Annotated in this window: 13 protein-coding genes; 4 read left to right on the top strand and 9 right to left on the bottom strand. The window is 63.7% G+C overall.

The genetic code is table 11. The features are described from left to right. The first annotated feature begins 53 nt into the window (after positions 1-53). Genes J3E61_RS21155 through J3E61_RS21140 form a run of 4 tightly spaced genes read left to right on the top strand, consistent with a single transcriptional unit; the run spans position 54 to position 3269 of the window. A complete protein-coding gene (locus J3E61_RS21155) occupies positions 54-686 on the top strand; it encodes a TetR/AcrR family transcriptional regulator (RefSeq protein WP_210084853.1) in 633 nt (210 codons plus the stop codon). Further along, complete coding sequence (locus J3E61_RS21150; RefSeq protein ID WP_210084852.1) at positions 683-1639, top strand: acetaldehyde dehydrogenase (acetylating); 957 nt, start codon at positions 683-685, stop codon at positions 1637-1639. Before J3E61_RS21155 ends, J3E61_RS21150 begins: the two co-directional genes overlap by 4 nt. Then, positions 1636-2652 carry a 4-hydroxy-2-oxovalerate aldolase gene (dmpG, locus tag J3E61_RS21145; RefSeq protein ID WP_210084851.1) on the top strand — a complete coding sequence of 339 codons (1017 nt, stop codon included), beginning with the start codon at positions 1636-1638 and terminating at the stop codon, positions 2650-2652. Before J3E61_RS21150 ends, dmpG begins: the two co-directional genes overlap by 4 nt. A gap of 29 nt (positions 2653-2681) precedes the next feature. Next, positions 2682-3269 (top strand): TetR family transcriptional regulator, encoded by a 588-nt coding sequence (locus tag J3E61_RS21140; protein WP_192721097.1) that lies wholly within the window; start codon positions 2682-2684, stop codon positions 3267-3269. Here J3E61_RS21140 and J3E61_RS21135 read toward each other — a convergent pair. From J3E61_RS21135 to J3E61_RS21095, 9 genes are all read right to left on the bottom strand, one after another. Then, positions 3262-3771 carry a hypothetical protein gene (locus J3E61_RS21135; protein WP_210084850.1) on the bottom strand — a complete coding sequence of 170 codons (510 nt, stop codon included), beginning with the start codon at positions 3769-3771 and terminating at the stop codon, positions 3262-3264. The two genes, J3E61_RS21140 and J3E61_RS21135, sit on opposite strands and share 8 nt — an antisense overlap. A gap of 7 nt (positions 3772-3778) precedes the next feature. Then, positions 3779-4240 carry a hypothetical protein gene (locus J3E61_RS21130; RefSeq protein ID WP_210085650.1) on the bottom strand — a complete coding sequence of 154 codons (462 nt, stop codon included), beginning with the start codon at positions 4238-4240 and terminating at the stop codon, positions 3779-3781. A 60-nt stretch (positions 4241-4300) separates the two neighbouring features. Beyond that, on the bottom strand, positions 4301-5938 hold the full coding sequence (locus tag J3E61_RS21125; protein ID WP_192721099.1) for an MCE family protein: 1638 nt from the start codon (positions 5936-5938) through the stop codon (positions 4301-4303). Next, a complete protein-coding gene (locus J3E61_RS21120) occupies positions 5938-7317 on the bottom strand; it encodes an MCE family protein (protein ID WP_210084849.1) in 1380 nt (459 codons plus the stop codon). Before J3E61_RS21120 ends, J3E61_RS21125 begins: the two co-directional genes overlap by 1 nt. Next, complete coding sequence (locus J3E61_RS21115; RefSeq protein WP_210084848.1) at positions 7314-8774, bottom strand: MCE family protein; 1461 nt, start codon at positions 8772-8774, stop codon at positions 7314-7316. Before J3E61_RS21115 ends, J3E61_RS21120 begins: the two co-directional genes overlap by 4 nt. Next, entirely contained in the window at positions 8771-9856 is a 1086-nt protein-coding gene (locus J3E61_RS21110) for an MCE family protein (protein WP_210084847.1), read from the bottom strand. The genes J3E61_RS21115 and J3E61_RS21110 overlap by 4 nt, the downstream gene beginning before the upstream one ends. Continuing rightward, complete coding sequence (locus J3E61_RS21105) at positions 9856-10881, bottom strand: MCE family protein (protein WP_210084846.1); 1026 nt, start codon at positions 10879-10881, stop codon at positions 9856-9858. The genes J3E61_RS21110 and J3E61_RS21105 overlap by 1 nt, the downstream gene beginning before the upstream one ends. Continuing rightward, on the bottom strand, positions 10878-12137 hold the full coding sequence (locus J3E61_RS21100) for an MCE family protein (protein WP_210084845.1): 1260 nt from the start codon (positions 12135-12137) through the stop codon (positions 10878-10880). Before J3E61_RS21100 ends, J3E61_RS21105 begins: the two co-directional genes overlap by 4 nt. 174 nt (positions 12138-12311) lie before the next feature. Continuing rightward, a complete protein-coding gene (locus J3E61_RS21095; RefSeq protein WP_210084844.1) occupies positions 12312-12971 on the bottom strand; it encodes a TetR/AcrR family transcriptional regulator in 660 nt (219 codons plus the stop codon). Between the last annotated feature and the right edge of the window lie 62 nt (positions 12972-13033).

Genomic DNA, 13033 nt, shown 5'->3' with positions numbered 1-13033 from the left:
TACGGTACTGTAGTGATCACTACGGAGTCAATAGGCGATACCGGGGAGCTGACATGGCAGAGAAGAAGCAGCCGACGCGGCGCAAGCGCGCGGACGGCGAGCTGTCGCGCGAGCGCATCCTCGACGCCGCCACCGAGATCGCTGCGGAGCGCGGGTATGAGGGCACGAGCATCGCGCTGGTCAGCAAGAAGTGCGGCTTGCCTGCGAGCTCGATCTACTGGCACTTCAAAGACAAGGACGACCTGATCGCCGCGGTCATCGAGCGCAGCTTCGCCCACTGGCTGGCGGCTTGGCAGTTCCCGGACGAGGGCGACGCGCCCGACCGCATGAAAGGCATGGCGATGCAGATCGCCAAGGCATTGCTCGACTCCCCCGACTTCATCCGCCTGGGGCTGATGCTGGCGCTGGAACGGCGGCCGGTTGAAGCGCGGGCACGGTCGATGTTCCTGCAGGCTCGGGCGCAGGCGTATGGCCAAATGATCGACGTCATCCGTGAACTCACCCCGGACCTCACCGACGCCCAAACGCATCAGCTGGCCACCTATGCGATTGCGGGCGCCGACGGTCTGTTCATCGCCAAAGAGATCGGGGGCGATTCGATCGACCTGGTCGCCCTGTTCGAGATGCACGCCCGCGTCTTGTACGACACCGCGCTGCGGATGATCACCGAAAAGGAAACACCATGACACGACAACGCCATTGGCCCGTCGCCATCATCGGTTCGGGCAACATCGGCACCGACCTGATGATCAAGATCCTGCGCGGCGACGGGCCGCTGACCGTCGGCGCGATGGTCGGCATCGATCCCGCCTCCGATGGTCTTGCCCGCGCCGCCCGGATGGGCGTGCCGACCACCGCCGACGGTGTCGACGGGCTCGTGGCCATGCCGAACTTCGGCGACATCAAACTGGTCTTCGACGCGACTTCCGCTGGCGCACACCGCGCCAACTGGGCCCGACTGCGCGAAACCGGTGTGCGGGTACTCGACCTCACGCCTGCGTCCATCGGGCCGTTCTGTGTGCCCGTGGTGAACCTCGACGAACACCTCGACGCCCCCAACCTCAACATGGTGACCTGTGGCGGACAGGCCACGGTGCCGATCGTTGCGGCGGTCGGACGGTCGGGGATCGTGTCGTACGCCGAGATCGTGTCGTCGATTTCGGCGAAGTCGGCAGGCCCCGGCACCCGCGCCAACATCGATGAGTTCATCGAAACCACATCTACCGCACTGCAAGCCGTCGGTGGCGCCCAGCGCGCCAAGGCGGTGATGATCATCAACCCGGCCGATCCGCCTGTCCTGATGCGCAATACCGTCTACTGCCTCGTCGACGGCGATGCCGACCACCACGCGATCGAGAACGATGTACTGACGATGGTCGAAAAGGTCAACTCCTACATCCCTGGTTACCGCCTGAAACAGCGGGTGCAGTTCGAGACTTTCAGCGCCGAGAGTCCGCTCTACATCCCCGAGACCGGGAAGTTCAGTGGCACCCGGGTCACCGTGATGCTGGAAGTCACTGGCGCCGCGCATTATCTACCCGCCTATGCCGGAAACCTCGACATCATGACCTCGGCCGCGAAGGCCACCGCCGAGCGGATCGCCACCCACACCACCGAAACCGCCGGAGTGCCAACATGATCTATATCAGCGACGTCACCCTGCGTGACGGCATGCATGCCGTACGCCATCAGTACAGCGTCGAGCAGGCGGTGACGATCGCCAAGGCGCTCGACACCGCCGGCGTGAACTCGATCGAGGTCGCCCACGGTGACGGCCTCGGCGGGTCGAGTTGCGTCTACGGCTTCGGTGCGCACACCGATCTGGAATGGATCGAAGCCGTCGCCGGCGTGGTGCAGCGGGCCAAGGTGGCCACCCTGCTGTTGCCCGGCGTCGGCAGCGTGCACAACCTCCGGGACGCACACCGCGCCGGCGCCACCGTCGTGCGGGTAGCGACACACTGCACCGAAGCCGACATCTCAGCCCAGCACATCGCCGCGGCGCGGGCGCTCGGCATGGACACCGTCGGCTTCCTGATGATGAGCCACATGACAACACCGGCCGCGCTGGCCGAGCAGGCCAGCCTGATGGAGAGCTACGGCGCGACGTGCGTGTACGTCGTGGATTCCGGCGGCGCCATGACCATGGCCGACGTGGCGGACCGCGTCGATGCGTTACGCCAAAGCCTTTCCCCCGCAACGGAGATCGGTATTCACGCCCATCACAATCTCTCGCTGGGGGTGGCCAATTCGATCGTGGCTGCCGAGCATGGCGCGAATCGGGTTGATGCCTCGCTGACCGGCATGGGCGCCGGGGCGGGCAACGCGCCGCTCGAGGTGTTTGTGGCCGCTGCCACCAAGCTGGGCTGGCAGCACGGCTGCGATCTGCATGCGCTGCAGGACGCCGCCGACGACATCGTCCGGCCGCTGCAGGACAGGCCCGTACGTGTCGACCGCGAGACGCTGACGCTGGGCTATGCCGGGGTGTACTCGAGCTTCTTGCGGCACGCGGAAGCCGCCGCCGACCGATACGACGTCGATGCGCGCGCTCTGCTGGAGGAGGCGGGCCGTCGCGGGATGGTGGGCGGCCAGGAAGACATGCTCGTCGACATCGCGCTGGACCTGATCGCCAGACCGGAGGCGGTCCCGCGCTGATCTGAAGCGTCGGCAAGTACCCTTTACCAATGAGCAGTCCGGCAAACGCCCCTGTGCGACAGTTCTCGACGCCAGTCACGGCAGCGCAGAGTCGCATCCTCGATGCCGCACTGGACCTCATCGCCATTCACGGCGTTACCGGAACTTCGTACCAGATGATTGCCGACGCGATTGGCATTACCAAGGCCGGGGTCTATCGCCAGTACAAAGCCAAGGACGACCTGGTGATCGCCCTGATCGAGAAGCAACTGGGCCAACTGGAAGATGCGTTGATCGTCGCCGAACTATCGGAGGGTCTTCCGCGTGCCCGATCCATGCTGCTGTCAACCGTTGTGGATGTTGCCGTCGCTGAGCGCCAGCGGGCCAGCACACTTCAGTTCGATCCCGTCGTAGCGCGGCTGCTGGCTGAACATCCACCGTTTCAACGATTTAACGAGCGGCTTTACTGCGTGCTTGTCGGCAACTCCAGCGAAGAGGGCCAACTGGTCGCCGCGATGCTTTCCGGTGCCGTCGCCGTTGCGGTGACGCACCCGTTGTCGACCCGCATGGACGACGACGCGCTGCGCGCGCTACTGCTGAAGCAGGCGCGTGCGTTCATCAATCTCGACGTCAGCTGATTCTGGTGATCTTCACCGGCAGGTTGAGCACCAGCGAGCGGTTCCTGCCGCAATTGCCACTCACCCCGGTGGTCTCGTCTTCGCCCAGCCACAAGTCTGAAATGCGCTGAGACATGCCCTCCTCGGTGGCCGGATAGAACTTGTACACCTGAAGACCAGGTGCGCTGGTGCCGTCCGGGCATGGAATCCAGTCCGGAACAAGGTGTTTGACGTACCACAAGTTGCCTGCACCAGTGTAGATATCTTCGGTCCATCCCAGACTGCTGGTGACCTTGCCCGAGCAGGTGATCGCCGACGAACACACCGTGTCGACGGTCCAGGTGCTTCGTACTGTCGGTTCGTCCTGGTAGCGGTCATTCATCCTGGCCCACTCGCCGTTCGAGACCACCGAGAAGGTTCCGTTCATCGCGTACTCTTCGTACTCCGCGCCGGCACTAGGCGCGAGCAGCAGCGCGACCATGGTGAATATTGCTGCGGCAGAATGCACTCTGATCGGATTCATTGCGATCTCACATTCGGATGAGTGAGAAGTCATAGGTGGCCGTGCCTCCAGGTGCGCCGTAACAGCCGGCGTCGAACGTGGACACGATGGTTCCCGCCAAGGACGCCGCATCCCAGTTGTACACATCGTGGGACGGCAGGTTGTAACCGATACAACGCACGCCATCGATCACGTCGACTGTCAACGTGTAGCGACCATCGGCGTAAAATGCTGTGTTCTGGAATCTTTGGCTCTTCAAAGGCCGCGGAATGGCAAGCACGTTGAGGTTGTCGGTCGCGGGCGCGATCACGGGGTCCACGATGTACGTCCCGCATTCGGGATCGTTTCGACATGAGTGAGTGACCGACCACACCCATGAGTGATCATTCCATCGATCGTTGGCCACCTCGTAATTGCCGATCTTCATCCCCGCAGCCCCTGCGGTTGGCGCCAGCGCTATGGTGGCCGACGCCAGAACGACAGACCCCACTACCGGTGCGACTGCGTTGACCATTGTGACCACGGTTATCTCCCATCGCGCGCACCACACCTAGTGGGGCAGCATGTCCTTCCACGTCTTGTCGATCGGTGTATCGGCAGCCAGGTTCGTCACCTTGTACAACTGGCCATCGGATCCGACGTACTCCCCGGTGCGCGGATTGTATTGAGCCACAGCCACTGTGGGTTTTACATCGGGGTTCGCAGCCCCAAACCCGCTCGGTGCAACCGGTAGCGCGCTGCCGTCGGGTACTGGCGGGGCGTCCGGTGCGGGAGCCGGCGGTGGTGGTGCCACGTCGGCGATCGGCGCCTCCAGCGGCGAATTCGTGACAGGGACTGGCTGCCCGGCGTCGGGAGGGGTACCGGACGGAACAGCACCCGGCGGCAACGGCGTTCCCTCAACCGGAGCGTGGATATTGTCGTTGAACGTCGTTCGGTCGTCGATCGGGATGCCCTGCGCGACCAGGCTCGGGTCGATCGGGTACGGCCCGGTCGCATGCTCACGCATGGCGAGCGGCACGAAAGGCTTGTCGCTGTTGCAGATCTGAACCGTCGGCGCTCGCTTGCCGGGGTGCCGGATACACGGAAAGTTTCGTACCCCTCGCACCGAGATCGGCGAATCCTGCGGCAATTTGCAGTAGAGCCCGTCGGGCGTGTCGATGTCGGACTCGTCGGCGGGCGACCGCCACGACGACGGCGGAAGAAACCCCACCGTGCATGCCGGCGGATCGCTGACGGTAGAGGCGAAATCCCCGCGCGCTTGTCCCGTGGAATCGCTGGTGACGGTGTATGACTGCTGCTGGGCGATGTAGGGCGGCAACAACACCATGAGCTGTTCCAACGATGCGTTGTACGTCATGAGGATTTCGCCAACGGTGCCGAAGTTCGCCAGGAGTATCGGCAGCGTCGGCTTGAGCTGGCTCAGCAGGCCGGAAGTCTGGTCGGCGAAGCCCGGGAAGCGTTGCAGCACAGCGCGCAGCTGTGGGTCGTTGGCCCTGACCTGGCCCGTGAACCCGGCCAAGCTGCGTGCCCACGTGCGGATGGGGTCCGCGGTCGCGGCCTGGCCTTCGAGCAGTGGTCGAGCGTCGTCGGCCAGCGTTCGAGTCTGATCGGCCGCACCCTTCAGCTGCGCGCTCAACGTTGCGCCCGAATCCAACAGCGATCCGAAATCGTATCCCGCGCCGTTGAATCCCTTGTACGTCTCGTCGAGAAGTGCGCTCAACCTGTCCTTCGGGAAGGTTTCCACCAGCTTGCTGACACGGTCGAGCACGGGTCCCACCGGCGTGGGTATTTCGGCCTGCGCAGCGGTGATGATCGAGCCGTCGTGGAGATAGGGCCCCGAGTCGCCACGTGGCTTGAGCTCGACGTACTGTTCGCCGATCGCAGAGACACTCGCGACCTCGGCCTGCAGATCCGCGGGAATCTTCGGCGAGGACGCCAGCGACAGCGTCGCCTCTGCGCCCGTGCGGGTCGATCGCACCTCGGTGACCTTGCCGATCTGCACTCCGCGGTAGGTCACGTTGCTGAACCGGTAGAGGCCGCCGGACGTCGGCAACTGCAGGGTTACTTCGTACCTGCCGATTCCGAGCAGCGTCGGCACCTGGACATAGCTGATCGCCATGACCACTATGCCGATGATGCCCACGGTGGTGAATATCGCAAGTTGGGTTTTGACGAAGCGTGTCAGCATCAGTTGCCTCCACCCGTCTGTGCGTACGGCCCGGCGAAAATCGGTCCGCCGCGGATCGCTGCGGGATCGATTGTCGTGGTGTCCAGACCGTCTTGTTGCGGTACCACCGGCAACACCGGACCGGTGATCGGTGGCGGCGCCTGTGGCGTCTGAGCTTGAGCGGCAAGCGAACCCGGGCCTGGCAGGCTTGCAGCCGCACCGGGCGGGTCGGCCTGCAATCCCGCGGTCGGCGGTGTCCCTGGCAGCGCTGACAACGGCCCGCCGGGAGGCGGCGGATCGATGGGCAGGCCCACCGGGTCATAGGTGTAGCGCTGGAAATACGGTTCGCCCGGCAGCGGCACCAGGTCGCGGCCCTCCTGGCCACCTCGGGTACCAAGGAAGATCGACTTTCGCAGCCGAGGCCCCGAAAGATCAACGGTGGCAAAAAGATTGATGTAGTCGCCGCGGACCGCTCTGTCGATGAGGTTCTGCCCGTACGGAAACACGGTCGCGTACGCGAGGCTCGCGTCCAGGTCGGGCCCGACATCGGCCAGCGCCTGAATGGTCGGCTGCAGATTCTGCAGGTTCTTGACCAGGTCGGCCTGGGTGTCGTTGACGAGCCGGTTGGCTGTTCGACTGAATTCGCCGAGCTTGGTGAGCGCAGTGGTCAGCTGCGGTCGCCTTCGGTCAAGGACCTCAAGTGCGCGTGGGATCCGCTGCAACGCCTGATCGATCACGTCACGTCTACCCGCGAAGTTCGACGCGATCGTGTTCATCGCTTCGAGCGTGCCGACCAGGCTCTGCCGCTGTTGATCGAGTGTGCCGACGAACGCGTCGAGTTGGGTGAGCAGATCGCGGAAATCGGCTTCCCGACCCGACAGCGCCCGGTTGAAGGTGTGCACGATCTCGCCGATCTGGCCCAATCCCCCGGCATTGACCACCACCGAAAGCGACGACAGGGTCTCCTCGGTCGTCGGATAAGTCGACGACTCGTTGAGTCCGATCGTGGCCCCCGGCGCCAGCCTGCCTTGCGGCTGCTGTCCCAACGGGGTGTTCAGCGCGAGATGCATTGAGCCAAGCAGACTGGTCTGCCCAACACTGGCAACGACATTGGCGGGGATGACGACGTCAGGCCGAACCGAGATGTCGACATTGGCGTGCCAATCTTGGGCGTCCATCTTGCCGACACTGCCCACCACGACGTCGTTCATCATCACTGGCGAATTCGACTCGAGCGTGGCCACATTGGCTATCTGCACGTGGTAGACCGCCGCGCCAGGCCCACGACCGACCGCGCCGGGCAACGGCAGCGAGTTGACGCCTTGAAACGCGCAACCCGTCGCACTGATCACCACGCACATGCCGACGGCAAGAAGTCGATACACGGCCCGTCCACTCATTGGGATCCACCTTCTGCGGGCAGCAGCATCCCAGGAAGACCCGGTGTGCCCTGTTCGGTCGGCGCGGCTGCGTCTGGAGCGGGCGGACCGATGCGCGGTGGCCCAGACGGTACTGGCGCACCGGGATACAAGGCGGGGAACGGAGACACCGGTTGGCGATCGTTGACCGGCAGCGGCACGTCGGGCGGCCCCATCCCGGGCGGCGGCGGCACATCGTCAGCGCCCGTGTATGCCGAAACCGCCGGCGGTATTTCAGGTGCGGACGGTGCGCCGCCTTCGCCTCCGGGCGCGAGCCTGGGGTCGGCGTAGACGATGTTTTCGGGGCTGGCCGATTTGGCCAGGTACGGATTGATCGGTACCGGAATGTAATTGAGGTTGAGCAACCGCAGCGCTGGACCCAGGTATTGCGCCCAGAGCTTCGCCGTCTCGGCCGCGGTGGTGTTCTGCGTCGCGCCGATCATGCCGCAGACGAACTGCATCGGGCTGGCGAGGTTGGGAATCGTGAACCCGCCTCGGACGGCCCCGGTGTCCGGGTCAAAGATGTTGTAGGCGTTGGCGAAGGCGTTCGGTGTCACGTGCAGCACCTGTTCGAAGTCGTCCTTCTTGTCGGCCAGGACCTGGGAGACTTGCGCTAAATCCTGGACCTGTTTGACCGTCTGGTTGCGGGTGCCTGCGACGAACCGTTTCACCTCATCGACCGCGACGGAAAGGTTGGTCAGGGCGCCGTCGAGGTCGGACTTGCTTCCGTCGAGCACACTGGACAACGTCGCGAGTCGATCATTGAGCGACACGATCTGCTCATTGCTGTCGCGGAGGGCCGTGACAAAGACCTGAAGGTTCTTGATGATCCCGACGAAGTCGCCGCTGCCCTCGGCCAGAATGCGGCTGACCCCGGACAGTTGCGCCAACGTCTGGCGCAGCTTGTCGCCATTGCCGTCGAGGGCATTGGCGGCGCTGTCGATGAACCTCCCGACGGAACTGGTGGACATGTCACCGGTCGGTCCGAGATCTGTTGCCAGACGTTCGAGTTGCCGTTTGACCTCGTTCCACTCGACCGGCACCGCAGTCCGATCCTGTGGGATGACGGCACCGTCGGTCATCTTCGGCCCCCCGACCGCAGATTCATACGGCGGCGTCAACTGAACGTAACGAGCGGCGACCAAGTTCTGGGCAACCACCACTGCCTTCGCATCGGCACGCACTGGGACCCCGTGATCAATCTTGAGCACCATCTTGGCCCGCGTGCCCTGCGGCTCAATGGAATCGATGGTGCCGACCTTCACACCGGCCACCTTCACGTCGTCACCCGGATAGACGGCCGTGGCCGCGGAGAAGTAGGCGACGATCGTGGTAGGCGCGAACAGCGTTGCACGCAGCGCCAATATGCCGCCGACGAGCGCAACCGTCAGCATCACCGCCACCGCAGATAGCACCCACCTTCGAGACCGGCCGGTCATCGCGATCCTCCTGGAATCGCGTTGTACGGCAACGGCAATTCCGCACGCGGGCCCGCAGTGGCCGGCGGCTGCCCAGCACCGAAAGCGCCCCTGCGGAAACCGAAGGCGTAGTCCAGGAAGGGCTGCAATATCTGCATCGGGTTGAAGTTCGGCACATACGCGGTGTAGTACGCCCCGCTGGAAACCGCTTCACTGAGGGTGGTTTGGTACTTGGCCGCCCCCGGGATTGCCTTGGCGAGGTTGTCACGGTTGCGCACCAGGACGTCGTTCACCTGGTTGAGCCGGTCAAGGGTAGGGGCCAACTCCGCCTCGTTGTCCTTGACGAGGCCAACCAGTTGCTTGGAGACGACAGAGGTATTGGCAAGGAGATCGACGATCGCTTGGCGCCGTTCGACCAGCACCGCCATCAGATCGTTGGCGTTGAGAATCAGGCTGTTCACTTGCTGGCTTCGTTCCGACAGAATTCCCGTCACGTCAGAGGCCGACCGCAGGACATCGCTGAGGGTGCCGTCACGACTGTTCAAAGCCTGCGACAGTCGGGACAGTCCGTCGAACGTCGGACCCAATTGGGGCGCAACGTCGTTGAGGGTCTGCGTGAGGGTGTCCAGAGCCTGATTGAGCTGCTGCGTATCGGTGCCCGCAGTATTCGCCGTGAGTTCGTTGACGGCATCGCTCAATGAGTACGGTGACGACGTCCGCGTGGCCGGAATCGGCTCGTTGCGCTCCCACATGCCGCTTCCGGTCGATTTCAGCGTCAGCACCCGCTCTCCGAGCAGCGTTCCGGTCTTGATGTGTGCCGATGTTTCGGACTTCAGCGAGTGCTCACTGGTGACCGTGAACCGGACGAGCGCCTTCCCGTCGTCGAGTACGACATCGGTTACCGCGCCGACTTTGATGCCTGCCAATGTGACGTCATTGCCGACGGCGATGCCGCCGGCCTCGGTGAAAAGCGCCTGATATTGCAACGACGTCGCGTACGCGAGTAGTCGTTCGGGTTGGAGGCCGACTGCGATGATCAGGATCGCCAGCACCACGCCGATGAAGCCGGCCCGGGCGAGACGTCCTCCTCGGTACTTCAGCATCAGGGCTCAGCGCACCTTCCGTTTTCCTGCTTGACGAAGGGGAACAGCGAGGCTCTGCCCTGCAGATCCGTCACGCGGATCGTGAGTTCGCAGATGTAGTACTGGACGAATGCTCCATAGGTCCCGATCCGGGCGAGTTTGCGGTAGTTGCCCGGCGCCCGCTGTAGCGCACCGTCGAGGTAGCCTTTACCGCTTTCCAGGTTGGGCGCCAACCGATTCAGTTGATCCACCGTGCCCGCGAGCGGGGGCCTGGCCTGGGTGAGCAGATCTGCAATCGAAGCGGTTCCGCTGTCGAGCGATTCGATCGCGGTGGCGATCGGGTCGCGGTCCTGCGACAGGCCGCCGATGAGTTTCTCGAGGCGGTCAATCGCGGTGGCGAACTGGTCACCGTCCTTCGAGATGGTGCCGAGCATGTTGTTCAGATTGCCGATCAATTCCTCGACGGTCTGGTTGTGGTCGGCCAATGTGTTGGTGAACGACGAGGTTTTGGTCAACAGGGAGTTGATGGTTCCACCCTCGCCCTGGAACACCTGCACCAGTGAGGACGTGAGCGCGTTGACGTCCTGCGGGTTGAGTCCCTTGATGACCGGTTTGAGCCCGCTGAGAAGGACGTCCAAATCGAGTGCGGGCTGGGTTCTTTCGACGGGAATCTCACTACCTGGCGGCACCAGCCGTGTCGAGCCAGGACTGTCGATCAGGTCCAGGTAGCGATCGCCGGTCAGGTTCAGATAGCGGATCGCGGCCCTCGTGCCTGCGGTCAGTTTTACGTTGCGGTTGGCGTCGAACTCAACTCGCACTTCGTCGTCGGAATGCAGCGAGACCGCCGTCACCGTTCCCACGCGAATCCCCGCAACGCGGACGGTGTCACCCTCCTGCAATCGCGAGGCGTCGGTGAAGATCGCCGAGTAGCCGTTGGTGGATCCTGTCCGGTATTGCCCAAAGGTGAAGAACAGGAACACCGTAAGCAGCGACATGATCGTCGCGAAGATGCCGAACTTGACTATGACCTTCCATGAGCCTGTCATCCCGGCATGCCGATCTGCGCGCTGTTTCTCGGCGGCCCCTGGATCGGTCCGAACAGCGCCTGCTTGAGTGCATCGGCGTTGAGCAGGATCCCCTGGTTTCCGTATCGCCACGGGTTGGCGCCGACGTCGGCGACCAGGAACGGGGGCCGTTTGCCGTTGGGCACGATGGGCAGCATCTGGTCATGGCAGGACGACCCACTCTTGGCAGCGACCTTGGGCAGATCCTCGGGGTAGTGGTATCGGTCGACGCCGAGCGTGAAGTTGGCCGAGACGTCGACACCAGGCTTCTCCGGCGGCGGCGCGTGGACAAATGCGTTGAGGCCCTCGATTCCACACCGAAGGTTGTCGTTGTACTGATCGAGGACCGTGGTGGTGGGGACCAACATATGCAGAACATCGGTCAGCGCTTGGCGATTCGCGCCAACGACGTCGTTCCCGGCGTCCGCAAGTCCGACGGCACTGACCAACAACTGATCAAGGCTCTGCTCCTGGTCCACCAAGGTGTTTCCCACCCGGGTGCTGTTGTCCAGGATGTCGACGAGGTCGGGGGCGGCGTCGGCATAGGCGTCCAGTGCCACGGGCGCCGCCGCGAGATCGGCATCGATGTTCTCCAAACTCGGATTCACGGTCTTGAGAAACTGGTCGAAGTCGGTCACTGTCTGGCCGAGTTTGTCAGCGCGCCCGTTCAGTGCGCCTGACATCGCGGCGAGCGTCTCGTTGAGCTTGACCGGGTCGATCGCGTGCAGCACCGAGTTGAGTTGTTGGAAAAGGGTATTCGTCTCAACCATGACATGCTGGGCATCCAGCTGTTGGCCTTCTTGGATCGCGTTCGACGAGGGAACGGCGGGCGCAAGCAGGTCGACCGACTTGGCGCCGAACACCGTGGGGGACATGATGTCAACGGTCACGTTGGCCGGAATGTTCTGCAGTTGCGATGAGTCCATCGCCAGGTGCAGCACGGCCCTGCCGTCGGGTCGGGCCTCGATCCGCTCCACTTGACCGACCTGTACCCCGTGCCACTTGACCTTGGCGTCGGGGTTCATCACAAGTCCAGCCCGCTCTGAGACAACGGTGATGGGCACTGTCTGACTGAAGCCACCTTGGAACAGATAAACAGCGAGACCGAGTGTCGCCAGCAACGAGACGACCAACGCCAAGCCGGCGAGCGGCCGCGCAAAAGAATTCGGTGCCGAAGGTTCGTCCCCCGCCGCAGACGCCGACTGTGCTGTTAGACCTGCCCCCGGCCGATGGCTCAAGGGGCGACTCCTGCGGGGATACGAATTGGCCGGCCGGGCATGAGCTGTTCCATGTCGACTCCCTCGCACCAGGTCTAGTTGACGATCGGCAACTGTTTGAGTGACGATCGGCAACCGTACAGTAGCCGAGCGTAAACACCGGCACAAGAGGATCAGTAGCGTGCGGCTACCGGACTAAGCCGAGTCGGGCAGCGCCAGTTCGGCGATGTCCGGAAGCGGACGAGTGCAAACATCGTGCGCCTCGTCTGCGGGAAGTCCGAACAGCCGCAACACATCTTCGGTCACGCGATCGGCGGCAGCCGCGTCGTCACGTTCCGGCTCGTCCTGCAGCAGCTTGCCGAGTCCAAGCAGGGCACCGCCCGCGACGGCCAATGCCAGTTTCGGATCGTCGACCGTGAACCGGCCGGCGTCGGTGGCCTCGGTGATGTCGCGTAGCGCGCGGGGGCCGAGGCCGCGCTCCGATCCCATCAGATTGAGCCCGCTCACAAGCAGGATCCGGCTCTCCTGCGGGCGGCGCCGAAAGAGTCGGCCAGTCAGCCGGAAGCTGCATGCGAAGGTTTCGGCAGGGTCGTCGATCGAGGCCGTCAGCTGGTCGAGCAGCGCGCCGTGGGTGTCGAGCACATCGGCAACGGCCGCCTCGAACAGTTCTTCCTTGCTGTCGAAGTGGTTGTAGAACGACCCCATCCCGACGTCGGCGGCCTGGGTGATCTCGAGCACCGGCACGTTGAGCTTGCCCGCGGCGATCAGTGCCTGTGCCGCCTGGATCAGTGCCGAGCGGGTGCGTTGTTTGCGCCGCTCGAGCCGGTTGACCGGCCCCTCCAGCTGTTCGCTCACAAGCGCAGGATAGCAGACTTAGTCAGTTTTGAGGATTTCGTCAGCAACGCTTGACTGATCAT

Source organism: Mycobacterium sp. OAE908, from assembly GCF_017872775.1.
Lineage (GTDB): Bacteria > Actinomycetota > Actinomycetes > Mycobacteriales > Mycobacteriaceae > Mycobacterium.
The sequence above is the reverse complement of the archived record's forward strand: the minus strand, read 5'-3'. Positions and strand labels throughout refer to the sequence as shown.

Excerpts from the sequence above, each read along its gene's own strand:
- J3E61_RS21105 (WP_210084846.1), bottom strand. The coding sequence starts at position 10,881 with ATGACAGGCTCATGGAAGGTCATAGTCAAGTTCGGCATCTTCGCGACG.
- J3E61_RS21155 (WP_210084853.1), top strand. The coding sequence starts at position 54 with ATGGCAGAGAAGAAGCAGCCGACGCGGCGCAAGCGCGCGGACGGCGAG.
- dmpG (WP_210084851.1), top strand. The coding sequence starts at position 1,636 with ATGATCTATATCAGCGACGTCACCCTGCGTGACGGCATGCATGCCGTA.
- J3E61_RS21125 (WP_192721099.1), bottom strand. The coding sequence starts at position 5,938 with ATGCTGACACGCTTCGTCAAAACCCAACTTGCGATATTCACCACCGTG.
- J3E61_RS21140 (WP_192721097.1), top strand. The coding sequence starts at position 2,682 with ATGAGCAGTCCGGCAAACGCCCCTGTGCGACAGTTCTCGACGCCAGTC.
- J3E61_RS21135 (WP_210084850.1), bottom strand. The coding sequence starts at position 3,771 with ATGAATCCGATCAGAGTGCATTCTGCCGCAGCAATATTCACCATGGTC.
- J3E61_RS21150 (WP_210084852.1), top strand. The coding sequence starts at position 683 with ATGACACGACAACGCCATTGGCCCGTCGCCATCATCGGTTCGGGCAAC.
- J3E61_RS21120 (WP_210084849.1), bottom strand. The coding sequence starts at position 7,317 with ATGAGTGGACGGGCCGTGTATCGACTTCTTGCCGTCGGCATGTGCGTG.
- J3E61_RS21115 (WP_210084848.1), bottom strand. The coding sequence starts at position 8,774 with ATGACCGGCCGGTCTCGAAGGTGGGTGCTATCTGCGGTGGCGGTGATG.
- J3E61_RS21110 (WP_210084847.1), bottom strand. The coding sequence starts at position 9,856 with ATGCTGAAGTACCGAGGAGGACGTCTCGCCCGGGCCGGCTTCATCGGC.